The organism is Staphylococcus sp. AC872, assembly GCF_979255425.1.
Genome location: NZ_CEEDKW010000097.1, coordinates 1 through 233, shown reverse-complemented (window position 1 = coordinate 233; position 233 = coordinate 1). Strand labels below are relative to the sequence as shown.

The 233-nt window shown below is 51.1% G+C and carries 1 protein-coding gene; it reads right to left on the bottom strand.

Features of this window, described 5'->3' with window-relative positions; translation table 11 throughout:
• The coding region (locus tag ACZ267_RS13065) for a transporter substrate-binding domain-containing protein (RefSeq protein ID WP_463680368.1) at positions 1-233 on the bottom strand (233 nt) is incomplete at both ends.

The following is a 233-nucleotide window of genomic DNA, read 5'->3' as shown; positions in this document are numbered from 1 at the left end:
GTTGTCATAGTACGGGGTGGTAAACAGCACCTGCTTTTCACGCTCCGGAGTGATATCCATGCCCGCCATCACGGCTTCTACGCGACGGAATTTCAGGCTTGGGATCAGGCTGTCAAACGCCTGGTTAGAGAAAGTGCAGGTTGCATCAATCTCTTTACACAGCGCTTGTGCCAGGTCGACGTCAAAACCAACGATCTGGTTGTTTGCATCAATCGATTCAAACGGAGGATAGG